This window comes from Streptomyces sp. NPDC054932, assembly GCF_053610205.1.
In genome coordinates, this window is record NZ_JBSGXU010000082.1 from 26,225 (window position 1) to 32,872 (window position 6,648).

Sequence of the window (6,648 nt, forward strand, 5' to 3'; positions counted from 1 at the left end):
CAGGCCCCTGAGGGGGGACGTCTGGTTGCGTCAGAGGTTCACGCGGTCAGCTTGAACTTCTCGTTGGCTGCGTCGGGGGTGCAGTCGAAGAGGATGATCGGGGTGTTGTTGCCCCAATTGGGTCCGGCACCGGCGATGTTGAGGCACCGTCCGCTGGCGGGGTTGCGCAGCTGGCTGTCCGCGGTCCACTCGAACTTCTCGTTGGGAGCGCCGGGGGTGCAGTCGAAGAGGATGACCGGGGTGAGGTTCTCCCAGTTGGGACCGGCTCCCGAGATGTTGAGGCAGCGTCCGCTGGCGGGGTTGCGGATGAGCCCGTCCGCGGTCAGCTGGAACGCCTCGTTGTTGGCGCCGGGGGTGCAGTCGAAGAGGATGATCGGGGTGAGGTTCTCCCAGCTGGGCCCCGGTCCCTTGACGTTGAGGCAGCGTCCGCTGGCGGGGTTGCGCAGCTGGCCGACCGGATAGGGGATCTCGTTGTCCGCGACGACCTGGAACTTCTCGTTCTGGGCGTCGGAGGCACAGTCGAAGAGGATGATCGGGGTGAGGTTCTCCCAGCTGGGCCCCGCCCCCTTGACGTTGAGGCAGCGTCCGCTGGCGGGGTTGCGGATCTGGCCGTCCGCGGTCCACTCGAACTTCTCGTTGGCTGCGCCGGGGGTGCAGTCGAACAGGATGATCGGCGTGCCATTGGCCCAGTCGGGCCCTGAACCGGAGACGTTGAGGCAGCGCCCCGTGGCGGGGTTGCGGATGAGCCCGTCAGCGGTCAGCTGGAACTTCTCGTTGGCGGCGCCAAGAGTGCAGTCGAACAGGATGACCGGGGTGAGGTTGGCCCAGTCGGGTCCCGCCCCGGAGAGGTTGAGGCAGCGTCCACTGGCGGGGTTTCGGATCTCGAACGCGCGACCGGTCTGCTGACCGACCCAGTCGGCGAGGTCGCCGACGCGGGTTTCGTACGCTCCACTGCCCGTACCGCCTGCGGCAGCGTCGAGGCAGCCGTTCTGCCAGGAGCGGCTGCTGACGGCCACAAGGGCGAGCTTGCCGTTCTCGCTGAGCAGGGCCGGGGCACCGGCGTCGCCCTTGCAGAGCGTGGCGTCTGCCGGGGCCTTGGCGGCGATGTCGAAGCCCGTCGCGGCGGTCGTGCCGACGGTGTAGGTCGCCGAGTGCAGCTTGGAGGGGGTCCATTCGGTACGGGTGCGGCCATAACCGGCGAGCGTGAGCTCCTGGCCCGCCGTGGGCGCCGTGGCCGACAGCGTGACGGGCGTGATGTTCGACGCGGGAACTGCCAGGCGCGCCATCACGAGGTCGCGGTCCGTGTGGGGTACGAGCTCGACGATGTCGCTGGTGTGACCGCCACTGGTGGTCAGGTCGGCGCGGCCGAGGGTCAGGACCGTCTTGTTCTTCGGCGCGCCCGCAACCACGGTGTTGCTCTTGGCGGGGTCGTCGGCGAAGCAGCTCTTGGCGGTGACAACCCACAAGGGGTCGACCAGAGTCGCCGTGCAGGACCTTGTGTCACCCATCTTCAGTTTGCCCGTGAAGGCCAGCGGATTGGTTCCGGCCGGCGGCTGCGGGGCCGCAGCACTGGTTCCGGTGACGCGCAGTTCGAGCAGTGCGGACTTGGAACCGGTCGTGGTTCCCTCTCCCACGCCGACAGTGGTGTCTCTGGGGACGTTGAGGGTCTGGCTCTCGCCGTCGGTGGTGAGGCTGGCTCGCAGGTCCCGGCCGGAGGTCTCGATACGGAAGGTTTCGGGGACGGAGAGGGCCAGGAAGCCGGTGCCGCCGGGTGCGGAGAAGCAGATGCGGTTCAGGGGCAGCCGGATGGTACGGGCCCAGACGGCGATCTGGTGGGGTGCGTCGCAGGAGGAGTGCGTTATGCCACCGTCGCCGCTGACCAGTTTGGCCCCGGTCGCGGTGAGCACGGAATCGGCGCCCGGGTAGGAGCCTTCCTCGACCGCGTACGGCGCACCGGCGTTGGCCGCGGGTTCGGGGGCGGCGGTTGCGAGCGGGGTCGCGGTGCTGAGGACCGCGGCGGCCACGGTCAACGCCACGGGCAGCCGTCGTCGTATGCGTAAAGCCATGGAATCACTTTCGTATGAATGGAACCGCCCGCCCGAGCGGGCGGGGATGAATCGGGCTCCTGGCCCGGGGGAATCTCGGGCATCGGCTCCGAGTAACCCAGCGATCACGGAAACAGTAGTGGTCAGGATGCCCCGCAGGTAGCCTGCGGGCAAAGTGGAACATGGCTGACCAGCCGTCAGCCGCCTCTCCAAACAGACGTTATTTGGCCACCTGTTGATCAAGTGTGACTGACAATCGACTGCTTGGGATCAGACGTTGATCATCCTTGGCTAGGCTCGCCTTCGCTTCGAATCAGCGAAGCGGACTGAGCAGGAGGAAATTCATTGCGCTCTGACATACCGTTGGCCGCCCGGCTCGGAAGGAGGTTCGGCAGCGCCGGAGCGTTCAGCGTGAGGCTGCTTCCGCTGGCGTTGCTTGCCAGCCTTCTGTCGGCCGCACCGGCCGCGGCCGAGGACCCACCGCTCCACGCTCTGGGAACCACCAACCGGGGGAAGGTCGTCGAAGCCTGGAAGGCCGGCGGACCGGCCGTCAGGGCTGCGGCGGAGCGGGCCCTCATCTCCTCCTCGGACCAAAGTGTTCGCCAGTTCCTCGACACCGAGCGTGCCGCGGCAGAGTACATGGACGACAAGGACGCCGCGCTCCAGATCATCGCCCAGGCCGGACGGGGGCTGCGGGAGGCCGCGGAACGGGCCATTGCAGGGACCCCGCAGGAGCTCGACGCCTTCCTGAAGGACGGGTGGCGGGCACCGCTCGAGCAGGACCAAGTGGTGGAGGCCGCGAGGATCACGCACGCCGGTGGCCGCGGGGTCAAGGCCGCCGGTGACACGGCCCTCAACGGGTCGATCGAGGACGTGCAGGAGTTCCTGCGCCGGATCCAGTTCGAGCAGCGCGACACCGACGACCTCGTCCGGGTGACGCAGATCGAGAGCGCCGGCGGCCCCAACACCAAGCGGGCCGCGGCCATCGCGATGAACGGCACACCGGAAGACGTCCGCGACTTCCTGACATTCGGTCAGCACGTGGCCCGTGCCCAGGACCAGGAGACGGTCAGCGTCAGCCAGCTCGCTGACCAGGCCAAAGCGGCGGGCGAGCGAGCAGAGCAGGAAGCAGCTGCTTCCAAGGACGCCTGCGACCAGGCGCTCTCCGCGGCCCGACTCTCCAAGAAGGCCTCGATGCAGGCCGCCGAGGAGACGAAACGCGCGGTCAATGACGCCGCTCGCGCCGGTGACGCCGCACGCCGTGCGGCAGACGCCACCCGCCGTGCCGCCGACGCCGCGCAGGCATCGATCGCCGCTGCCCGTGCCGCCAACTCCGCGGCCCGCCTCGCGGCGTCCGCCGCCACCGACGCCGCCAACGCCGCCGCGGGCGCAGCCCGCGCCGCCACACGGGCGCTGAACGCCGCTGCCGCGCAGAAGGTCGACGAGGGCACCATCCACGACGCCCGCCTCGCTGCCGACAAGTCGGACATGGCCGCCACGTGGGCCGACCGGGCCGCCAAGGCGGCGGACGCCGTCGTGATGATGTCCGCAGCGGTGAGCGAGGTCACCGGCAACGTCAATGACGCGATCAACGCTTCGAGCGATGCCGACAAGGACGCGGCTCGGGCCGGCGCGGCATCCGGGCAATCGGCCGCGGCCGCAGCCGCCGCACGCCGCTACCTGGGGGAGGCCACCCGCTCCGCCAAGATCGCGTCGGCGCTCGCCGCCGAGGCGGCCAAGGCCGCACGTGACGCGCGCGACGCCGCGCGATCCTCCGCCACTCACGCGCGCAACGCGGCAGCGGCCGCGGAACAGGCGGCCGCCCACGCCGCCACCGGCGCTGCAGCCACCGAGCGAGCCCGGGTCCACTCCGAAGCGGCTCAGACTGCTGCGGACTCCGCCTCCCGCGCCGTGGATCAGGCCAAGTCGACCTACGACGTCGCCCGCAAGACCGAGACCGAGGAACTCGCAGCCCGCACCGCGGCCGGCCGGAACCAGGCCGACGACCTGACCGCCGCTCACCAAAGCGCCCAGGCCGAGGCCGCCACCGCGCAGGCGGACACGAAGAAGCTGTACGACGACTTCGTCACTCTGGCCGACCGGGCCGGCCGGCCAGGAGCAGAACTGTCGCAGGTGGTGGCCGACGGCCGCCGGATGGCCGTCGCGGCCATGAAACTCGGTGGTTCTTGGAGCCGCACCGCTGCGGAGTGGGCACTGGCAGGCAGCGACAAGGCCGTCGCCGAGTACGCCCGTACCGGCTGGCGCAGCGCCCAGTTCCAGGACGAGAGCGAGCAGGTACAGACCCTCGCCCTGAAGTCACCGTACGAGCCGGTCAAGACCGCTGCCAAGGAGGCGCTCAAGGGCAACGCCGACCAGGTGCACGCCTTCCTCGAAAGCGGCCAGCACCAGGCGGCGTTCACCGACTACCAGGTCGAGGTGACCCGGATCGGCCAGGCCGGTGACGCCGGGGTCAAGAAGGCCGCCGACATCGCGTTCAAGGCGGGCACCGCCAAGGCGCTGGTCGATTTCATCACCACCACCCAGTACGAGGCCAGGGAGACGGACGACCGCGTACTGGCGGCCAGACTCGCCCAGACCGGCGGACCCGAGGTGAAGGCCGCGGCCGAAGCCGCCATCCTGAGCCCACCCAGCGTCCTGCGCGCGTTCATCCAGACCGGCCAGTACCGGGCCCAGCGCACGGACCACCTGGCCGCGACCCACCTCAACCAGGTCCAGCAAATGATCTCCGAGGCCGCCGTGGTCGCGGACAGGGCGAAGCAGAATGCCGCCCTGGCGGCCCAGTCCTATGCCCTGGCGCGTGACGCGACCGTTGAGGCCCAGGGCTTTGCCGAGAGGGCGCGAAAGGACGCCGAGCGGGCCGCCGAGGCCGCGCGGCAGGCAAATGACTGGGCCACTCGAGCCGAACGGTCCGCAGCCCAGGCCGCCGCGTCCGCGAAGACCGCGGAGCAGGCCCGGCAGCGGGCCCTGGCCAGTGCCAACGATGCCACCCAGTCCGCGATGTCGGCCCGGGCGAGCGCGATCGCCGCCGCCGGGAGTGCCTCGCAGGCCTACGGCGCCGCGACCGCAGCGCGCGAGTCCGCGGAACGGTCGGGCAAGGACGCCGACGTTGTCATCAACGTCTTCAACGAGGCGCTCGAACAAGCCAAGCAGGAAGAGGCCCAGCGCCAGCGGATCCAGCGCTACATCGCGGCGCTGGACGAGCACATGTACCAGAGCCTGCCGCCGTTGGCGAAGGGCGCGGTCATCTTCGCCAGGCTGCCGCTTCAGGAGAAGCTGCGCATCGCGGTGGAACTTGCGCACCTGGGAGCCGACTTGTTCGGCGCGCTGCCGATCGTCGGTATCCCGGTCAGTCTGGCCAACTGCGGCACGTACGTCCTGGAAGCCAAGATCTTCGACGATTCGGGGAAGTACAAGGACGCTGCCTGGTCCTGCGCCCTGACCATTCCGATCGGTGGCTGGGCCGCGCTCGGCGCCAAGCTCGAGAAATGGGGCGGCAAGTCCGAGAAGCTCCGGGGCGCCCTGCAGAATCTCTGGAACAAGGTCGACAGCCTTCCACTGCCGACCTGCACGCCGAAGCGCCACAGCTTCCCGGCCGGCACGCCGGTCCTGATGGGCGACGGTTCGGCCCGCCCCATTCAGGACGTCCGGGTCGGCGACCAGGTGGTATCGACCAACCCGGATACCGGCGTCACGGGACCGCGTCGTGTCGAAGCCACCATCCACACTCCCGACGACCGCGACTTCACCGACGTCACCCTGGCCGACGGCTCCGGCCTGACATCCACTGATCACCACCCGTACTGGGTGGAGAACCGCAAGCGCTGGGTCGACGCGGTCGACCTGCGGGTCGGCGACGCCCTGCGCACCCCGGTCGGCACCGCGATCCAGGTCGGCAAGACCAGCCACTGGAAGGGCCTGCAGCCCGCCTACGACCTGACCGTCGACGACCTCCACACCTACTACGTCTCCACCGGCACCACCCAGGTCCTCGTCCACAACACCGACGGTCCTTGTCCTACCTGGGCAACGCAGATCATGGACGCTCTCGGAAAGTCGCCGCACGGCAGAGCGACCGGTGGACGAATTACCAATGACGAGGGCAAGAACCTGTTCCACGGCGCGGACGCCCCAGAGGAGTTCACCAATCCACTGTGGAGCGGTACGACGACCAACAAGGACCTCCTCGCCGACCTGGATGAATTCATCAAGATCAGCCCCGACTTCCCCAAGCTGAGGAACTGGAAGCCCTATTCCTACGAGCATGCCGAAACGAAGTTTGCGATGCTCATGCGCAATCATGGAATCGAGAATGCTTCCGTAACGATCAACAAGAACTACGTCTGCGACGCGGCCTCGCCCGGAATGGGATGCCTCCAAACGGTGGCTGCTATTCTGCCGAGAGGGTGGAAGATGAAGGTCTATTATCCCGGACCCGACTCGCCGAAAACGATAGTTGGCATTTCTGACGTGCCATTGAAGTGGAAGCCCTGATGCCCTGAAGCGGGCTCCGTGAACCGTGGTGCCGGGGGGGGCGCCCCGGGCCCCCCGGCGCACCGGCCCCCCCCACCCCCCCCCCCCCCCC

2 protein-coding genes are annotated in these 6,648 nt (G+C 69.0%); one reads left to right on the top strand and one right to left on the bottom strand.

Going from position 1 to position 6,648, the window contains the following annotated elements; translation table 11 throughout:
- Window positions 1-38 precede the first annotated feature (38 nt).
- Entirely contained in the window at window positions 39-2,066 is a 2,028-nt protein-coding gene (locus tag ACWGE1_RS22335; RefSeq protein WP_453422237.1) for a ricin-type beta-trefoil lectin domain protein, read from the bottom strand.
- Window positions 2,067-2,456: 390 nt separating this feature from the next.
- Between ACWGE1_RS22335 and ACWGE1_RS22340 the strand changes: the two genes are divergently transcribed.
- Window positions 2,457-6,557, top strand: a complete 4,101-nt coding sequence (locus tag ACWGE1_RS22340; RefSeq protein WP_453422238.1) for a DddA-like double-stranded DNA deaminase toxin — start codon at window positions 2,457-2,459, stop codon at window positions 6,555-6,557.
- Window positions 6,558-6,648 lie beyond the last annotated feature (91 nt).

Excerpts from the sequence above, each read along its gene's own strand:
- ACWGE1_RS22335 (WP_453422237.1), bottom strand. The coding sequence starts at position 2,066 with ATGGCTTTACGCATACGACGACGGCTGCCCGTGGCGTTGACCGTGGCC.